Below are 17,350 nucleotides of genomic sequence, written 5' to 3'. Positions count from 1 at the left end.
CGCTCGTTTCGTTCGGTCACAGTGTGGTCCTCGGCCGGATCGAGTTCGCCCGATCCACCAGCTCGAATCGGGCCCACATGTCGTCGGTTTCGCGGGCCAGTTCGCGATAGCACCGCTCCAGGCCGGTGCGCACGCCGTCCTGGTCCAGGCCGGCACCGAGCAGCGGATCGTGTGTCGACGGCGCCTTCCCGGCACTCAACCAGTCCAATGCGGCAGATAGCACGCGCATCCGTACCTGTGCGCCACGGCGTTTGGACTCCAGCCGCAGCCGCTCGACCCGGCCGCCCGCGTCGCGCAGTAGCGGCTCGGACAGTTCGGTCGAAGCGCGGCCGGCCAGCATGGTTTCCACGGCCGTGATCCGCGCCTCGGTATACAGCGCCGAGGTCGCGTCGACTTGATCGAGCACGGCCACCGCACCCTCCCGGTCACCACCGGCCTGCCGCAAACGGGCCAGTCCGAATACCGCGCTGACGAATGTGCGATCGGTGCGCCACACCGTCTCGTAGTACCGCGACGCCTGCCCTTCGCCCGCCGCGGCGTCCGTCAGTTCGGCGACGGCGGCCAATGCCAGTTTCGGCGCGGGCTCACCGGGTAGCGCCGAATACACCGACTCGAATTCCGCCTGCGCGGCAACGAAATCCCCGGCGAGCAGTCGTGCCTGGCCGCGATACCACGCCAGCCGCCAATCGCCGGGCAGCGTCTCGGCGAGCGCGTCCAGCCTGCGTTCGGCGTCGGCGGGATCGTGCACGTCGAGGGCGGCGCGGGCCAGCCGCAGCGGAATCTCCACCGATACGCCGCGTCCGGTGACGACCGACCGCAGCCCCGCCTCGAACGCGGGCTCCAGCTCGGCGGGCGTGCTCCCACTCGTGGTAGCCAACAGCGCGGCACCACTGTCGCCCGGATCGACAAGGGGAACCGGCATCGCCGCAACGACATTGCGCGGGTGCACCACCGCGTCCGCGCCGATACCGAAGACCGCGCGCGGCGGTCCGAAGTAGGCCGACATGCCCGGACGCGGCACCCCGTCGTCGGTGCAGAGCACCTCACGCAACACCCCGGTCAGCTGATCGGTCATCTCCTCCATCGAGGAGAAGCGGGCCTCCGGGTCGGCGTCGGTGGCGCGCAACAGGAATCGGTGCAGCGAGTCGTATCTGGCCAGCAGCGGTTCGGTCGCCGGACCGGGCAGATCACCGAAATGTCCGCCCACCTGCGGCACGTTCATCACCAGCACCGCGAGCGTGCGCCCGACCGTGTAGACCTCGGTAGCGACGGTCGGTCCGGTCTCCGCGATTTCGGGGGCCTGATAGCCGATGGTGCCGTAGATGTTGCTGTCCTGATCGTCCATGGCGATCACCGCACCCAGGTCGATGAGCTTGAGCTGCTCGTCGGTCTGCATCACGTTGTCGGGCTTGAAATCACAGTAGGCCAGCCCCACCGAATGCAGATAGCCTAGCGCGGGCAGCATCTCCAAGATGTAGGCGATGGCCTGGGCGGGCGGCAGATAGCGGCCGTCGGCGTCGCGGCGGCCACGCAGGATCTGCCCGAGCGAGGTGCCACCGACGTATTCCATGACGATGTAGCCGACGGCGATGCCGTCCGCGCCGGTGTGCTCGACGAAGTTGTGGATCTTGACGATGCTCGAGTGCTCGACCTCGGCCAGGAACCGCTTTTCGGCCATCGCGGCCGCCATCGCGTCGATATCCCCGGAGTTCAGCAGACCTTTCAGCACCACCCAGCGGTCGCTGACATTGCGGTCGGTCGCCAGATAGATCCAACCGAGCCCACCGTGCGCCAGCGCGCCTGCCACCCTGTACTGCCCGCCGACCAGATCGCCCTCGGCCAACTTGGGAGTGAAGGAGAACCGGGTGCCGCAGTGCGGACAGAAACCTTCGGTGCGACCTGAAACGCCGTCGCGACCCCGGCCGACGGATCGTTCGCACTTGCCGCAGAGCCGCTTCGATTCGGCGACTTCGGGATCGGCCATGATCGCGGTGGCGGGGTCGATGCGCGGCACCCGCGGCACGTCCACCATTCCCGCGCCGAGTCGGCCGCGGGTACTGGATTTCGATGAGGAGGAGCGGCCGGTGCGCACCGAGCGCCCAGACGACCGGTTGCTGCCCGTCGACGCCGACACCGCCGACTGTTCGGCGGGAGCGGTGCCGCAGCAGTCGCAGTAGCCATCGACAATCGTTCCTGCGCAACCAAGTTCGGTGCAGGCATTGCCTTCCCTCGACACCGGATTCGCGGCCGGGGTCTCCTGCACCGAGACCGTCGTGGCCTCGACCGGTGCGGTGCCGCAGACGACGCAGTACCCATCGTCGATGGTCCCCCCGCATCCGGGTTCCTGACAGTTCATCCGCGCCTCCCCGATTTCTCCCCGATGAGCTGCTGATAGTCGGCGACCGCCCGGGTCACAGCGGCCAGGTCGCACGGTTTACGGGAGAGCAGACCCGCCGCGATCTGATTGGCGGCCAACAGGTCTCGATCCTCGCTGACGCCAAGTCGAGCGGCCTTGGCCTGATATGCGGCCAGCCGCCCGCGCAGTTCGGCCCATCGGTCGAGCAGACCCTTCGCCAACTGCTCTGCGGTATTCGCGTCCGCGATGGCCTCGGCGATCCGCCTGCGCAGCTCCAGCAATGCCGCGGCCGCACCGGGTTTCGCCGACACCGCGTCCAGATGGGCGCCAAGAGCCGCGGTGTTGTCGGCGGGCACTGGCAGCGGTCCCGCCAGAATCGTCCGCTCGACCTCCGCTCTGCTGAGCGCGGCACGTTCCCGGGTTTGACGCAGCGTGTCCCACCGCCTGCGCGTCTCGGCGACGGCGACAGACCAATTCGCCACTATCGCGGCGAGTTCGGCGAGGACGGTGGCCTCACGACGCAGTTTGTCGCGCAATTCGCCGACACACGCATCGATCTCGGGCACGGTCAACGCGAGCGGATCGGTGGCCGACCGACTCAACAGTTCGGCGATACCGTCCGCGATCGTCGTCAACTCGGCGGTCGCGGCTCCCCCCGCGCTGTCGAGTTCCTCCTGCAGCGGCGTGAGACCGGACATGATCCGGGTGTTCACCGCGTCGACCGCGTCGAGGAATTCGGCGATCTCCGGGAAGGCGGCCCGCATGCGGTCCACGGTATCGGCGAGCCCGACGAACAGCACCTGTTCGCTGGGTCCTGTCAGCGACCGTTGCGCCATCGGTATCGGCGTGCGCGACACCTCATAGGGTCGCCCGCACAACAGCCTGGTCACCTCGGCGCGCTCGCTGTCGTCGAGCCTGGACCGGGTGCCGCGCACCGTGCGTGCGGAATCCAGGATCGACCGCAGTCGACTGAAGTCCTCCCACATCAGCGCGAGCGCGTCGCGCACCGGCGCCCAGCGCTGCTCGGTCACTCCGGACGGCGGAAACCGGCGAAGCAGCGTGTGTCCCGGATGTTTGTCCAGTTCCAGCAGGGTGGCGGTGATGGTGTCGAGTTCGTGTGCGCGGGCGGCCAATTCGCCGTCGATCTCGGCGATAGTGAGCGGTTGCATGGTCGTCGCCGCGTTCAATCCACGTACCGGAGGGCGGGCGGGCCCGGCGACGGGCCGAGCAGGCTGAGCCGAGTGTTGTAGATTCGCTGCCAAGTGCCGTCGGTGCGGATGCGTTCGAGCACGCCGTTGACGAACCGAACCAGATCCGGATTGCCCTGTGCGATACCGACCGCGTAGGCGCCGGTGCCGATTTCGTCGCCGACGACCGCCAGATTGCGATCCTGCGCGACCAGTCCGAACAGGATCGGATCGTCGCCGCTGATCGCGTCCACGTGGCCCTGCTGCAGCGCGGCCAGGCAGTCGGTCCAGTTCGCCGCGCCGATCACGGTGACGGACTTCTTCAGCGCGAAAAGCGACGCCGCCGCGGTGGCGCCTCGGGTGACGCACACTGCCTTGTCCGCCAGGTCGGCGGCGGTCCGGATGCCCGAATTCGTCGGCACCAGAATGCGTTCCGACGCACGGTAATAGACACCGGAGAAGTCGACGTCTCTGCGGCGCTCACAAGTGGCCGAGAAGGTGCGCACGATCACGTCGACCTGCTTGTCGCGCAGTGCGGGGATACGGTCGGTGGCGGCGACCGAACGCAGCTCGATCCGGTCCGGATCACCGAACATATCCCGGGCGATCTCCCGCGCGATATCGATGTCGAAGCCTTCGAGCTGGCCGGTGGTCGGATTGCGGAAGCCGAACAGATAGGTGTTCTGATCCACACCGACCCGCACCCGGCCGTTCGCGACGATCGCCGCCATCGGCGAACCCGGCGGCATGGCACCGGGTTTCGGCAGCGGTCCGGGGCGCAGGCTCGCCTCGGGGTTGCAGCTCTCATCCGCCTCGGACCCCGGCGGTGTAGTGATTTCCGCCAGGTCCGGTCGCGGATTCACCGCCGCCACACGGGCCGGATCCGGAACCCTGGTGCCCGAACTGCACCCGGTCACCGATGCGCTCACACCAACCAGCACCGCGGCCAGCACCGGCAACAGCATCCGTGTTTTCACAGGAACTCCTTCAGCCGCGGCCACAATCCGACGGTGACGGCGACCGCCGCGAACACCATCAGCACCAATGTGCCCGACGGGCTGAACGCCAGCGATCCGCCCGCGGCATCCACCCCGTCGCGCAGTTCCTTGCGGACCTGGGCGAGGCTGTCGCGCAGCTTGTCGTCGAGCTTGGCGAATCCGGTGGCCGAGTTTCCCGGCGCGGAACCGATGGCCTGCGCCACCGCCGCGGGATAGTTCGCCGCCTCGTAGGCATCCTTCTGGCGGCTGTGCCCGGCCTTCCAGCTCGTGAGTGCTTGCGACGCAGCGGAATCCGACCCCGCCGCGCTCACGAGCCGGTCGCCCAGCGCGGCGGTGTGCTTGGCGAAATCCGTTTCGCCCGCGACGATGTCGCCTCGGGTGATCAGTTGCAGGGTCTCGTCGGTACGCGCCTGCTGGGCGAGGATCCTGGCCTGGGCCAGCGTCTCGAACCGGTTGCTCGCACTGGACTTGCCGGTGTCCACCTCACTCGACGCGGTCAGCGTCGCGGCGATACTCCACAACAGCACCAATGCCGTTGCCGCCGCACCGGCGGCCAGCCCGAGGTTCATGCGCCGATTGGTCAGGCGCAGCAGCACGAAAGACCCGACGCCACCGGCGATCAGCACCAAAAGCAGCAGCGTAATACTCGTTCCAGGCAGTGCCCCGATGCCGCGCTGATCGTTGCGGACCGCGGCGAAGCGGTTGTTGCTGAGCTGTTCGGCGTTGGGCAGCAACGAGGTTTGCATCAGGGTCGATGCCTCGCGCAGGTAGGCCGAGCCGACCGGGAAACCCTGCCGATTGTTGGCCCGTGCCGCCTCTACCAGCCCGGTGTAGGCGGGCAGGTCGGCGGAGATCCGCGCGACGATCGATCGGGTCTGCGCATCGGAAGCGCCGGTGGTCGCCTCCGCCAGCGCGCCCGCCGCATCGGCCAGCGACTGCTGATATCGCCCGCGCACCTCCGGCGCTTCGATACCGCCGGACAGGAAGGCGGTGGCTGCCGAAGCATCGGCCGCCGACAGCGCGACGTACAGGCTCTGCGCCGCATAGGCCAACGGCTCGGTCCGCTCCAGCACCGCATCGCTGCGAGCGATTTTGCCGCTCAACTGATCGGCGCACACGATGCCCGAAAGTAGGCACAGGACAACAGATACGACCAAAACCGCGCCGATGGCACCGGGAGTCGTCGCGGCGAAACGCCACAACCACTGTGCCCCGTTGCGCGTGGTCGCCGATAGCCGAACTCCCACACCGCCCCCCTTCATCTACCGGCCGGTGCCTCCGATCGAGATAGTACGGGAGCATGTTCCGCTCTGCTGTGGTGTATCGCCAAGAGTCCTGAGTCGCTACCCCCACCGCTGGACGGCCGTGACCGCCTTGCGCGCGGCAACCAGGACGGGATCCCAGACCGGCGAGAACGGCGGCGCATAGCCGAGATCCAGCGCCGTCATCTGTTCGACGGTCATCCGCGCGGTGAGCGCGACGGCCGCGACGTCCACGCGCTTGCCGGCACCCTCCCTGCCGACGATCTGCACGCCGAGCAGGCGCCCCGTGCGCCGCTCGGCGAGCATCTTCACCGTCATCGTCGCCGCACCAGGGTAGTAGCCGGAGCGACTGGTCGATTCGATCGTCACCTTCACGTACTGCAGGCCCCCGGCGCGCGCGTCCTTCTCGCGCAACCCGGTTCGCGCGACCTCCAGATCGCACACCTTGCTGACCGCGGTGCCGACGACGCCAGGGAAGGTCGCATACCCCCGCCGACGCCGGAACCGATGATCTGGCCGTGCTTGTTGGCGTGCGTGCCGAGCGCGATATGGCGTTCCAGCCCGGACACGGGGTCGAGCACCTCGACGCAATCGCCACCCGCCCAAATGCTCGGCGCTGCTCACGAGCTCGATCCCCACCCGACGTAGCCGCGCGCGACCGCATGGGTGATGCTTACCTCGACGCGTACTGCTGAGGGCGGCCGGTTCGGCTAGCGGGCGCCGCCCCTGGCTTCCCGGTCGATATAGCGGGTCATCGCCCAGTTCATGCCGCGCATGGCGAGGTTGTAGGACGGCGGGAAGTATCGCTGTGCCCAATGCCCTACCCTGATGTCTTGCGAGGTGTAGACGAGGTAGCGGTTGCGTTCCACTCCCCGCACGATCGACCTGGCGGCCGCTTCGGGTGTGACGGCGTGCCGCATGAACACTCCGATGGCGCGCTGGACGGTGGCGTCGGTGCGATCGATACCGGCGATGTCGACGCTGTCGACCATCGGTGTGGCCATCGCACCGGGGACGGCGAGGCTGACGCCGATGCCGTGCCGGCGCAGATCGAAACGCAAGACCTCCGACACGCCGCGCAGCCCGAATTTGCCTGCGCTGTACGGGGCGTGCCACGGCAGACCGAACAGGCCGGCGGCCGAGGACACGTTCAGCAGGTGACCACCGTTGCCCGCCTCGATCATGCGCGGCACGAACTCCTCGATCACATGGATCGGGCCCATCAGATCGATGTCGATGGTCCGCCGCCACTGTGTGTGGGTGAGCCGCTCGACCGCACCCCAGGTGGCAATGCCCGCCACGTTCATCACGATGTCCACGCTCTCGACGTCGGCGTGTGCCTTGGCAGCCAGCGCCACCACTGCGTCATAATCGCTCACGTCGGCGGGCGCCGCGAGATGCACGATGCCACCGGCGGCCTGCACGTCGACGGCGGTCCGCTGCAGACCGTCATTGTCGATATCGGTCAGGATGACCGAGGCGCCCTTGGCCACGACCGCCAGCGCGATGCTGCGGCCCAAGCCACTGGCGGCACCGGTGATCAGGCAGCGCCTGCCGCCGAACTTCGTCATGAGTCAAGACGATAGGCGTATATGAACAGTGTTGTCTATAGATGCCGCCACACTGTCTCGGACACAAGATCGACAACGCCGATGCCGACACCCAGACACGGCCCGCGGTGCGCTGGCCGGGCCACAGCTGTGGGCTAAGGTCTGCGGTTATCCGGACTCGCCGTGGCAAGAGTCGGGCTCGCCATCGGGTGGCCGACAGCGGTCGCGGTCGCGGCTACCGCCGCGTGGGCGACCGGGCCGACGGCAGCCGGGCCCCCGGAGATCCGAAGCATCCTGAACTATGGCGCCCATCCATAGCGTCGGCCTGGTCCGCCGACTCGATGCCGAAGGAATGTTCGGGCTCCCGTCACACGTTCCGCATATTGTGACCTTGGTACAGGTTCAACGGGAGGACCATATGGGGGACCGGTTCGTGAATGTGCCGCGTGCCTGTGCGCGGCTCGGCCTAATGGGGTACCGACGTGGCTGAGGAACGGCAGACAGTCGCACGCAGCATGACGCTGGCCGGATACCGCCAGGCGTCGATCACGGCGACCACCGCGTTGCGCCCGGTCCTCACCATCTCGTTATTGCTGCTCAGTGCGGTGCTCGTATACGAGGCCTGGCGGGCGGCGGATCAGGGTGTCAACCGTGGCTGGTTTGTCGCGGCCTCGATCTCCGGACTGTTCGTGGTCCGTGGTCTGCACCTGCGTCGGCCGATCACGTTGGCACATCTGACGATTGCGGTGTTCGTGCTCGCGGTGGCCAACCTCGCCTACCGCTCATCCCATCCCGGCTTCGGGTTCGTCTTCCTCGCCTCGACCGGGTTCATCCTGATGCTGCCGCAGTCCAGCCGTCCGCAGCCCGACCAGCTGTATCGGGTGGCCGAGCTGGTCGGCCGGACCGAACGCGATCCGCTGGCCGCGTTCGCGCTGCACTCCTCGAAAACGTACTTCTTCAATGCGAACTCGTCCGCGGCGATCGGCTACCGCGCCCGTTTCGGCATCACGGTCGTCGCGGGCGACCCCATCGGTGACCGCGCGGCGTTCGCAGAATTGCTCTCGGAGTTCTCCGAATTCGCGGCCAATCAGGGCTGGCGGATCGCGGTGCTCGGCGCGAGTCCCGAGCTGGCCGCGATGTGGCGCTATCGGGCGCTCGAGCATCGCGGGCTGCGCGCCATCCCGATCGGTCGCGATGTGGTGATCGACGTGGGCAGCTTCGACATGGTCGGGCGGAAGTTCCGGAATCTGCGCCAAGCCGTAAGCCGCACCCGCAATTTCGGGGTGACGACCGAGGTGATCAGCGAAGCGACATTGAGCGAGCCGCTGCGCGCCGATCTGCTCAATATCGTCGACGAGTGGAGTCACGGCAGGCAGAGCCGCGGCTTCTCGATGATCCTCGACCACCTGTTGGATGGACGAAACCCCGGCATGCTGCTCGTCATCGCCAGGGACGGCGACGGACGGGTTGCAGGGTTCCAGCGCTACGGCGTGTCCGGTCGTGGCCGCGACCTCAGCCTGGACGTGCCGTGGCGACGCAAGGACGCCCCCAACGGCCTGGACGAGCGCATGATCCTCGACCTCGTCGACTACGCACGCGAACAGGGCGTCCAGCGAATCTCGTTGGCATTCGCGCCGTTCCCGGAACTATTCGCCGATAAGGAGCGGTCGCGCACCGCCACGCTGATCTATGTGGCCGTGCACCTGGGTGATCCGCTGATCCGCCTGGAATCGCTGTACCGATTCCTGCGCAAGTTCCGATCGATGTCCGACCAGCGTTTCGTGCTGATCCGCTGGCGCGAGGTCCTGCTTGCCGCCGCGGCGCTGCTCACCCTGGAGTTCGTGCCGCACCGCAAGCAGTACTGAATCGCCTTGTGCCGCTACCGCACTACCGCTGCCACGGCGGGCGGGGCCGGCTGAGGAACCACTCAGGACGTCGGACCGTGCAGCAGATCGGTTGCGGCCAGGTGGATTTTCACCAGTGCGCTGAGCAGGTGCTCGCGTTCGGTGGCCGTCAGGTCCGCGGTCACCTGTTGCTCGAGTAATCGCCGCTCGGCTTCGATCGGTTCGCGCAGGTCGCGGCCCGCGTCCGTGAGCCACAGTCGCACCAGGCGGTTGTCCCGCTCGTCCCGGCGCCGGAAAAGCAGACCGGCGTCGGTCATCCTGGTCGCCATCTTGACGACGGTGGGCGTCGTGACGTGCAACGCGGCGGCCACCTCGCCGGGCGTCCGACCGTCCTGCTCCCACAGCACAGCCAGCATATGGTTCTGGCCCAGGTGCAGTCCGTGCCGTCGCATCCCGGCCTCGGCCACCGCGCGCAGCGCCTTCGTCGTCTTGCTGTGCAGGTCCAAGAACTCGGGCATCGCGGTCTCCATGGTCTGGCAGAACATTCGGAAGGCAGGTCGATTGACGGCTAATTATTAACCGGCTAACGTCTTCTTCGGACCATCGCTAGACGGCTAATGAACCTATGGAGCAGCAATGCTACTGATCACGGGAGGCACAGGAAACGTGGGCCGAGAACTCGTCCGCGAGTTCGATATCCGAGGCGCCCAATTCCGGATCATGGTCCGCGACCCCGCGCGCGCCGTCGGGATACCCGATCGCATCCCCCGCGTCGTCGGCGATCTGGACCAGCCCGCCACTCTGCCGACCGCCTTCGACGGTGTCGACACCCTCTTTCTGCTCACCCCGGGCATCGGCACCGAGCGGACCGGACACGCCGTCGCGGCCGCGACCGGTGCCGGCGTGCGCCGGATCGTGCACCTGTCCTCCATCAACGTTCTCGGAGATCCCATGCCCGCGATGGGACGCTGGCACCACGCCCGTGAAGAAATCGTTCGCGCCAGCGGCATTCCCGCCACGATCCTGCGTCCGGGCGGATTCATGACCAATGCGCTCGAATGGGTGGCCGGCATTCCGAAAACGGCCATAAGAACACCGAATACGTCCTGACCGGCGACGAAGCGCTCACCGTCACGGAGCAGGTGCGGATCCTCGCCGCGGCACTCGGCCGGACCATCGAGGTGCGCGCGGTGAGCACACCTGAAGAAGCCGTCCGGTCGCGCTTCCCCAACGGCGCTCCCCCAGCGCTCGCCGCGGCCATTGCCGAGGGTTTCGCGCAGTTACGCGCCGACACGGTCGGGTTCCGCACCGACACCGTCGAACAACTGCTCGGCCGCAAGCCCCGGACCTTCGCCGAGTGGTGCGCGGCTAATACCGCCGCATTCCACAGCGACTCCGCGGATGCTTCTGTTCGTTGAAAGATGTTGTGGCGCGAGAACTCTCCGCAGCGTTATGAAGCTGGTCGTGCCTCGGTGACGGCAACGTCGATGCGCGGGAAGTCGACCCGATGTCGCCGACCGCGCTCAGACGAGGCGACCGACCGTCGACGGAGTCGTCAATCGCAGGGCAGCGTCAAGGCCAAACGCGGACGGCAATGTCGATTGCGCAGCCGAACTCAGGTCAACCGTCGACGACGTTGATGCCGATCGCGCGGGCGAAGTCCGGTGCCAGGTCCATCAGTTGGCTGCTGCTGATCGTCGCGCCGCGCAACGCATCGATCCCGTCGGCGATGCCGAGACTCACCGCGCCGCGCAGGTCGAACTTCTTCATTCGCGCCTGGTTCAACAGCAGCCCCTGCAGCACCGAGCCGGGAAACGTCACGTTGGTCAGCTCCGCGTCACCGAAATCGGTGTGCCGCAACACGCAATCCACGAAGGACACGTCGCGGAACTTCGCCCTCCGGAAGTTCACCGAGTCGAACTTGCAGCCCTCGAACCCAACCCGCCGCAGATTGGAGCCACCCAAATCCACCCCGGCCATGGCGCCGTCGATCAACTGCGCGTCCTGCCACGAACTATCGGACAGTTCCGTACCCACCCATCGCACATTCCGCACCCACACATCCGCGAACCGCGCATATCGCAGGCTGCCCCGATGGAACGCCACCGAGGTGAACACCGACTCGGAGAAGCGCGCGTGCCCCGCCTCGACATCGTGGATATCGTCGCCACTCACCTGCACGCACTCGTAGTCCCCCTCGGGCTCGAGCTGCCCCTCGAACGGCCGCAGATAGCTTGCGTAGGGCAGTTCCGCCAGCTCACGGGGCATCATTCAAACCTCTCGGCTTGCGGTGGTCAACGACTCCCTTGTCTACCAGGCGGAGCTGACACCATCGCGCCGCACTGGGACCAGATGCCATCCGTGCCTCCGCAACCATCTTCGCCTCAATCATCGGAGGCGCCGATGGTCCCATAATGTCAAATGTCCGTCTCGGCAATCCGGGCGACGCGGGCATACAGGTAGCGCTGCGTCGGGACGTTCGTAGTCTGTTGTGCCGCACGAATATACGAATCGCGTGCTGCCGCCGTGTCGCCGGTCATCTCCCGCAGATGGGCGCGGACCGCGTGCAGGCGGTGGTCGCCCGCTAGGCGGTCGTCGGTATCGAGCTCGTCAACCAACTTCAGCCCAGCGTGTGGACCGAGGGCCATGGCGACTGCGACGGCGTGGTTGAGCGCGATGATCGGATTGTCGACGAGCAGTAGCAGCCGTTCGTAGAGCAGCATGATCTGCGGCCAGTCGGTGGCGTTGTAGGTCGACGCCTCGTCGTGCAGCGCGGCGATCGCTGCCTGCAGCTGGTACGGGCCGGGTACGCCGCGCGGCAAGGCATCGGTGATGAGCGTGACGCCTTCGGTGATGGCGTCGGCGTGCCAGCGGGTGCGGTCCTGGTCTTCCATCGGATCAGTTTGCCGCCGGGACCGGTGCGTGCGGGTCTGCGGGCATCGGTGAGCAGCAGGAGGGCCAGCAGGCCGGTGACTTCGGTGTCGTCGGGTAGCAGGCGGTGCACGAGACGAGTCAGGCGGATTGCCTCGGTGGACAATTCGACGCGGTGCAGGTTCGGACCGGCGGTCGTCGCGTAGCCCTCGGTGAAAATCAGGTAGAGCACGTGCAGGACGGCGGCGAGTCGCGCATCGCGTTCCGAGGCCGATGGAGGTGCGAACGGGACACCGCTGTCCTTGATCGATTTCTTGGCGCGGCCGATGCGTTTGGTCATGGTTGCCTCGGGCACCAGGAATGCGTGGGCGATCTCCGCCGTGCTCAGGCCTCCGACCGCACGCAAGGTGAGCGATACCTGCGAAGTCGGTGACAGCGACGGATGGCAGCACATGAACAGCAGGACCAGGGTGTCGTCCGAGTCCGTCTGCCTTCGGTCGGCGGGCGGAGTCAGCCAATCCTCCGGCAGTACCCAGCGCGCGACCGCGTCCTCGCGCCGCCGTCGCGCCTGTTCATTGCGCAGCAGGTCCGTCAGTCGGCGGGCAGCGACCGTGATCAGCCAGGCTCGCGGGTTGTCCGGGATTCCCTCGACCGGCCACTGCGTCGCCGCCGCGAGCAATCCCTCCTGCACCGCGTCCTCCGCGGTGTCGAAATGTCCATACCGCCGTACCAACGCGGCGAGGACCTGCGGCGCCAGCAGACGCAGCAGATCCTCCACCTCGCTTCCGACACCGAACCCGCTCACCCGAATTCGGGCGCGGTCTCGTGGATCGGCCGCACGTCGGCGTATGCCGTGTCGCCTATATGCGCGGGCCCCGGACATTTGCTGAGCTCGGCCGCGATTTCGGTTGCGCGGTCGAAGCTTTCGCATTCCACGATCCAGTAACCCGCCAGTACCTCCTGGGTCTCGGCATACGGTCCGTCGGTCACGAAGGGCGCGCCGTTCATGGTGCTGATGCGCCGCGTATGCACCGGCTCCGCGAGCGCCCGTGTCTCGACCAACTCACCGGACTCTTCCAGTTGCTTGTTCAGATTCCCCATGAACTCGGCCATCGCCGCGAAATCCTCGGCGGTCCAGGCGGGCTTGCCGGTGTCCTTGCCCACCATGCCGTCATAGTCCTGCTGCGAGCCGTAGCTCAGGATCATATATTTCATGACAACTCCTCCGCTCTGTCGACACCGGTTCGGCGCCGCTCGTCAGGTACGTCGCAGCCGTTGACCATTCTCGGACATCGATTCCGAGAAAACTACAAACCGGCCTCCGACAAGCACGCCTTGTCGGAGGCCGGTGGAGCGCGGGCGATCGTCGGGGACTGACGTCGAGCCCAATCGGCCGGAGCTGGTGAATTCACTCGCACCGTCGAGTGAACCCGCCAGGCATTCCGAGCGCGGCAATTGGGTTCAGACTCGATAATGCGTTGCGAGCAAGGCACATTCGCTCGTGCGGTTGAGTGGACGATCGCAGTAACTCCAGCGATCGTCCACATCGAGCCCTGACGCCAGGACCCGTGGCGCCGGGCACCACGCGCGAACCGTCAGCCGACATACTTCTCAGCCCGACACCGAGAAGTCCGGGCACATGCAGAGCCACAGGTAGCCACGTTGTGCCGTACTCCACGCTGAGCTGAACTTCACTGCACGGGCAAGCCGTTCGTCACTGCATGCATCCGAGTGCGGGCATTGCTCATCGTCCGGACCTGCCGCAGGCCAGACGATGGGTTCGATCGTCCAATCGCGGTGCGCGACAGCCCTTTGATGCCAAACCGGCACCATCTCGCGGCGGAGTCCACCAGCCACGACGCGACTGATCCGAACCGACACAACAAGCCGACCAGACACTGCCAGGCCGAATCGACCAGGCGCAGCTCAGCCCAGCCGACGGCCGACGACCGGGCGAAGTCGACCAACATCGCCCCTGCTCCGCCAACAAGCAACGGCCCGACGCGGGTGACCCGTTCCGGGCGCATCAACCGGCGGCGCCTGTTCGGTGGCGCTGACGCCGCGGCCGGCGCCGCCGGAATCGGTTGGGGCGCAGCCGCGCTCAGCCGTCGGGACACGACCGACGGCGATCGAGGGCCGACCGCGACGGAGCCGTTCCATAGCGAGCATCAGGCTGGCATCGCGACCGAGCCCCAGTCCCAGGTGGCCTTCGTGGGTTTCGATCTGCGCCCGGGCATCGGTCGCGACGACATCATCGGTGTCCTGAAGATCTGGACCGATGATGCCGCGCGGCTCACCCAGCGCCGACCGGCGCTGGCCAACACCGAACCCGAACTGGCGCAGCGGCCGGCACGGCTCACGGTCACGGTCGGGTTGGGTCCGCGGGTGTTCACCGTGGCCGGACTGGAACAGCGCAGACCGTCGTGGTTGCGTCCGTTGCCGCCGTTCCCCATCGATCGGCTCGAAACAGCCTGGAGTGCCAGCGATTTGGCGCTGCAGGTCTGTGCCGACGAGGCGACGGCGGTTTCGCATGCAGTGCGGGTGTTGTGCAAGAACGTGGCATCGCTGGTCTCCCTGCGGTGGGTACAGCGCGGGTTCCGCCAACGCCGCGCCAGGGCAGACCCCACGCAACCTGATGGGGCAGGTCGACGGAACGGTGAACATCCCCGGCCGGCAGCACCGACTTCACTCGGCTGGTGTGGGACGACGGCAGCGCCCAACCCTGGCTGACCGGCGGCACCTCGCTGGTGCTGCGGCGTATCGCGATGAAACTCGACACCTGGGACGAAATCGACCCGGAGGGAAGGGAGCTCACCGTCGGCCGCAAGATCGCCGATGGTGCGCCGCTGACCAGCAGCCGGGAATTCGACGAACCGGATTTCGCCGCGGTCGACGCGCACGGCATTCCGGTCATCCCCCCGTCGTCGCACATCGCCCGGCCCACCACACCCCCGAGGGCGAGCGGTTCCTGCGCCGCGGTTACAACTACGACGACCTACCCGCACCCGGTCTGACATCGAACTCGGGGCTGCTCTTCGCCGCGTTCCAACGCGACGTGGATACCCAGTACCTGCCGGTGCAGCAGCGCCTCGCCGAGTTCGACGCGCTCAATGTCTGGACGACACCGGTGGGTTCGGCGGTCTTCGTCATCCCACCCGGAGTTCGGTCGCCGGGCGGATACCTCGGGCAGTCGCTGTTCGAGTGACCGAACACCGGCCGGATCGCGGCCTCTGATCATTTCGCCCGGAGTGCGGTCACCGGGCGGAATGATCAGACAGTCAGGTCCACAATGCGGTCAGGTCCACAATGCGGCGACAAGCACATCCGCGATCGCGAGGCCACCCGCCGCATGGGTCATCCACGCCACGTTCTTGCCCCGCTTGGCGTCCGCGTGCCCTATCTCGGCGCACGCCACCACCACCACGACAACCAGCTTCGTGCCGATCTTCGGCGTGTTCGGGTCCTTGCCGAGCGAGTCGATCGGTTCGGCCATCCCGACGAGCACAGGTGACGATCTGCAGACGCGCGCCCCACACCATCACCGCGGAGACGATGGGCTGCCCGGCGGCGTCACTATCTACTACAGTATGTCGTAGAAATCCCCGAATGCGTGGCCGCGGTTACCCGCAGCACTCTGGGTCGAGCACGAAACACAAGGCGGACAACGCATCTCGCCGCGCCGCATGGTGCACGCTCATCCCCTGGCGGGTCGATTCCACCAGGCCCGCCGCGCGCAACTGCCCGAGGTGGTGACTCACCGTAGATTCCGCCAGCGCGACCGCCGCCGCCAGATCGCGGGTGTTCACGCTGCCGTCACGCCGGGCGAGCAGCAGCGACATCAGCTTCACCCGAACCGGATCCGCCAGCGCCTTCAACCGCAGCGCCACCTCCAGTGCGACCCGATCGTCGACCGGCGCCGCGGCTACCGGCGCGCAGCAGATCGGCGCGGACACATCGATCGTTGGCAACGTCTTCGGCATACCGCCATCTTGGCATATATCGAAAGCCTCCTCCCCCGCACAGCAAACTCCGGCCCGCGCCGAGATGCGGACCGGAATCGACTTCACCAGGTCAGATGCCTGTGTGCAGCTGCTCGGTGTTCTTGCGAATACCAAAGGAGGTGATGATCTCCATGATGCCGAGGACAACCAGCCAGATACCGGCAACCCATGCCAGGGTGGCCACCGACGTGACCGGCCAGACGATCAGCACCACACCCGCGATCGCGGTGATCACACCGAAGAAAGCCACCCAGCCACGCCCGGGCAAGGCGGGCTCTGACAGCGCGGCCATGGTCGAGGCAACGCCCCGGAACAGCCACGCGATACCAATCCAAATACCGAGCAACAGAATCGAGGCAAGCTCGTCACGGAAGCAGAAGACACCGATCACGATCGACAGGACACCCGTAATGAAGGCGAGCACCCGCATGCCGGCGCTCGCCGGCGCGCCGAAGGCGGCCATCAGCTGCAGTACACCGGACACCACCAGATAGATGCCGAAGATGACGCCCGCCACCAACAACGTCTTGCCCGGCCACACCAGAATCATGACCCCGAGGATCACCGACAAGAGGCCGGTGACCAGAACCGATTGCCACGCGCTGCGGGCGAGCGTTTGCAGCGGCGCCTCTACCACGCTGTTTGTCGTCATATCGCGATGTTATTCCTTTCGCGATAGGTTTACTGGCCATTTGCTATGCGCCGAGTGGTCTGGGCCATCGAATTCCGGCTACTGGGTGGCGGGAGCGATGTTCACCATCCAGGCAACACCGAACTTGTCCGTGCACAATCCGAACTCGTCGCCCCACATTTGCTTCTCTAGTGGCACGGAGATGGTGCCCGCCGCCACCAGCTTGTCCCAGTAGCCCTGCAGTTCGGCACCGTCGTCGCCACTGAGGCTGATCGAGATGCTGCTTCCCGGTCTGTATTCCATGCCGGGCGGAGTGTCGGAGGCCATCAGCGTGAAGCCGCTCGGCGTCTCCAGCACGCCGTGCATGACCAGATCCGCACCCGGCTCGTCCTTGTCACCGAACTCGCCGAAGGTACTGATGGTCAGCGTGCCGCCGAAGACGTCTCGATAGAACTCGAGTGCCACCTGTGCTGTCTCTCCGAAACTGATATATGGGTTGAGCCGGGAGACCATGGGAACGCTCCTCAGGAGTAGTTGCCGCCATCTGGGAGGTTAGTCCCCCCGACCGACCCTGTGGCATAGATAACGTCCGAGTCGGCAACGTTTACTGCTCGGCAGGCTCGGGTAGTCATCCCTGAGTGGCTCTCGTC

General features: G+C 66.7%; 17 protein-coding genes and 2 pseudogenes. 4 read left to right on the top strand and 15 right to left on the bottom strand.

Translation table 11 applies throughout. The annotated features are described in order from the left end of the window. Positions 1-16 precede the first annotated feature (16 nt). The 6 genes from ACV7NQ_RS35345 to ACV7NQ_RS35320 all read right to left on the bottom strand — a co-directional run bounded on the left by ACV7NQ_RS35345 (position 17) and on the right by ACV7NQ_RS35320 (position 7,374). The gene (locus ACV7NQ_RS35345) at positions 17-2,356 is read right to left on the bottom strand and encodes a serine/threonine-protein kinase (protein WP_463363516.1); all 2,340 of its coding nucleotides are present in this window, start codon (positions 2,354-2,356) and stop codon (positions 17-19) included. Continuing rightward, positions 2,353-3,525, bottom strand: a complete 1,173-nt coding sequence (locus tag ACV7NQ_RS35340) for a hypothetical protein (protein ID WP_463363515.1) — start codon at positions 3,523-3,525, stop codon at positions 2,353-2,355. The genes ACV7NQ_RS35345 and ACV7NQ_RS35340 overlap by 4 nt, the downstream gene beginning before the upstream one ends. 14 nt (positions 3,526-3,539) lie before the next feature. Beyond that, the gene (locus ACV7NQ_RS35335; RefSeq protein ID WP_463363514.1) at positions 3,540-4,520 is read right to left on the bottom strand and encodes a glutamate ABC transporter substrate-binding protein; all 981 of its coding nucleotides are present in this window, start codon (positions 4,518-4,520) and stop codon (positions 3,540-3,542) included. After that, entirely contained in the window at positions 4,517-5,788 is a 1,272-nt protein-coding gene (locus tag ACV7NQ_RS35330; RefSeq protein WP_463363513.1) for a hypothetical protein, read from the bottom strand. The genes ACV7NQ_RS35335 and ACV7NQ_RS35330 overlap by 4 nt, the downstream gene beginning before the upstream one ends. Positions 5,789-5,884: 96 nt before the next feature. Beyond that, a complete protein-coding gene (locus ACV7NQ_RS35325; RefSeq protein WP_463363512.1) occupies positions 5,885-6,247 on the bottom strand; it encodes a hypothetical protein in 363 nt (120 codons plus the stop codon). 266 nt (positions 6,248-6,513) lie between these two features. Continuing rightward, positions 6,514-7,374 carry an SDR family oxidoreductase gene (locus ACV7NQ_RS35320; RefSeq protein WP_463363511.1) on the bottom strand — a complete coding sequence of 287 codons (861 nt, stop codon included), beginning with the start codon at positions 7,372-7,374 and terminating at the stop codon, positions 6,514-6,516. 461 nt (positions 7,375-7,835) lie between these two features. Between ACV7NQ_RS35320 and ACV7NQ_RS35315 the strand changes: the two genes are divergently transcribed. Continuing rightward, the gene (locus ACV7NQ_RS35315) at positions 7,836-9,218 is read left to right on the top strand and encodes a bifunctional lysylphosphatidylglycerol flippase/synthetase MprF (protein ID WP_463363510.1); all 1,383 of its coding nucleotides are present in this window, start codon (positions 7,836-7,838) and stop codon (positions 9,216-9,218) included. Positions 9,219-9,280: 62 nt separating this feature from the next. Here ACV7NQ_RS35315 and ACV7NQ_RS35310 read toward each other — a convergent pair whose 3' ends face one another. Further along, entirely contained in the window at positions 9,281-9,715 is a 435-nt protein-coding gene (locus ACV7NQ_RS35310) for a MarR family winged helix-turn-helix transcriptional regulator (protein WP_463363509.1), read from the bottom strand. A 118-nt stretch (positions 9,716-9,833) separates the two neighbouring features. On the opposite strand from ACV7NQ_RS35310, the gene ACV7NQ_RS35305 reads away from it, so the two are divergent. After that, positions 9,834-10,307, top strand: a complete 474-nt coding sequence (locus tag ACV7NQ_RS35305) for an SDR family oxidoreductase (RefSeq protein ID WP_463363508.1) — start codon at positions 9,834-9,836, stop codon at positions 10,305-10,307. Further along, the gene (locus ACV7NQ_RS35300) at positions 10,256-10,615 is read left to right on the top strand and encodes a hypothetical protein (RefSeq protein WP_463363507.1); all 360 of its coding nucleotides are present in this window, start codon (positions 10,256-10,258) and stop codon (positions 10,613-10,615) included. The genes ACV7NQ_RS35305 and ACV7NQ_RS35300 overlap by 52 nt, the downstream gene beginning before the upstream one ends. Positions 10,616-10,817: 202 nt before the next feature. Here ACV7NQ_RS35300 and ACV7NQ_RS35295 read toward each other — a convergent pair whose 3' ends face one another. The 4 genes and pseudogenes from ACV7NQ_RS35295 to ACV7NQ_RS35280 all read right to left on the bottom strand — a co-directional run bounded on the left by ACV7NQ_RS35295 (position 10,818) and on the right by ACV7NQ_RS35280 (position 13,283). Next, the gene (locus tag ACV7NQ_RS35295; RefSeq protein WP_463363506.1) at positions 10,818-11,465 is read right to left on the bottom strand and encodes a pentapeptide repeat-containing protein; all 648 of its coding nucleotides are present in this window, start codon (positions 11,463-11,465) and stop codon (positions 10,818-10,820) included. Positions 11,466-11,614: 149 nt separating this feature from the next. Further along, positions 11,615-12,091, bottom strand: coding sequence for an RNA polymerase sigma factor (locus tag ACV7NQ_RS35290; RefSeq protein WP_463366132.1), 477 nt, complete (start codon positions 12,089-12,091; stop codon positions 11,615-11,617). Positions 12,092-12,144: 53 nt separating this feature from the next. Then, positions 12,145-12,951, bottom strand: a pseudogene (locus tag ACV7NQ_RS35285) (RNA polymerase sigma factor); the annotation flags it as partial. Then, positions 12,870-13,283 carry a YciI family protein gene (locus ACV7NQ_RS35280; protein WP_463363505.1) on the bottom strand — a complete coding sequence of 138 codons (414 nt, stop codon included), beginning with the start codon at positions 13,281-13,283 and terminating at the stop codon, positions 12,870-12,872. The gene ACV7NQ_RS35280 and the pseudogene ACV7NQ_RS35285, both read right to left, overlap by 82 nt. A 792-nt stretch (positions 13,284-14,075) precedes the next feature. Here ACV7NQ_RS35280 and ACV7NQ_RS35275 point away from each other — a divergent pair. Next, positions 14,076-15,273, top strand: a pseudogene (locus ACV7NQ_RS35275) (Dyp-type peroxidase). 90 nt (positions 15,274-15,363) lie between these two features. Here ACV7NQ_RS35275 and ACV7NQ_RS35270 read toward each other — a convergent pair. The 4 genes from ACV7NQ_RS35270 to ACV7NQ_RS35255 all read right to left on the bottom strand — a co-directional run bounded on the left by ACV7NQ_RS35270 (position 15,364) and on the right by ACV7NQ_RS35255 (position 17,213). Continuing rightward, positions 15,364-15,561, bottom strand: a complete 198-nt coding sequence (locus tag ACV7NQ_RS35270) for a hypothetical protein (protein ID WP_463363504.1) — start codon at positions 15,559-15,561, stop codon at positions 15,364-15,366. Positions 15,562-15,688: 127 nt separating this feature from the next. Then, positions 15,689-16,048, bottom strand: coding sequence for an Rv2640c family ArsR-like transcriptional regulator (locus ACV7NQ_RS35265; protein WP_463363503.1), 360 nt, complete (start codon positions 16,046-16,048; stop codon positions 15,689-15,691). Between the two features lie 91 nt (positions 16,049-16,139). Then, a complete protein-coding gene (locus ACV7NQ_RS35260) occupies positions 16,140-16,721 on the bottom strand; it encodes an HdeD family acid-resistance protein (RefSeq protein WP_463363502.1) in 582 nt (193 codons plus the stop codon). A 78-nt stretch (positions 16,722-16,799) separates the two neighbouring features. Further along, positions 16,800-17,213 carry a VOC family protein gene (locus tag ACV7NQ_RS35255; RefSeq protein ID WP_463363501.1) on the bottom strand — a complete coding sequence of 138 codons (414 nt, stop codon included), beginning with the start codon at positions 17,211-17,213 and terminating at the stop codon, positions 16,800-16,802. Positions 17,214-17,350: the final 137 nt, after the last annotated feature.

Source organism: Nocardia sp. Tas62D01, from assembly GCF_055232035.1.
The sequence above is the reverse complement of the archived record's forward strand: the minus strand, read 5'-3'. Positions and strand labels throughout refer to the sequence as shown.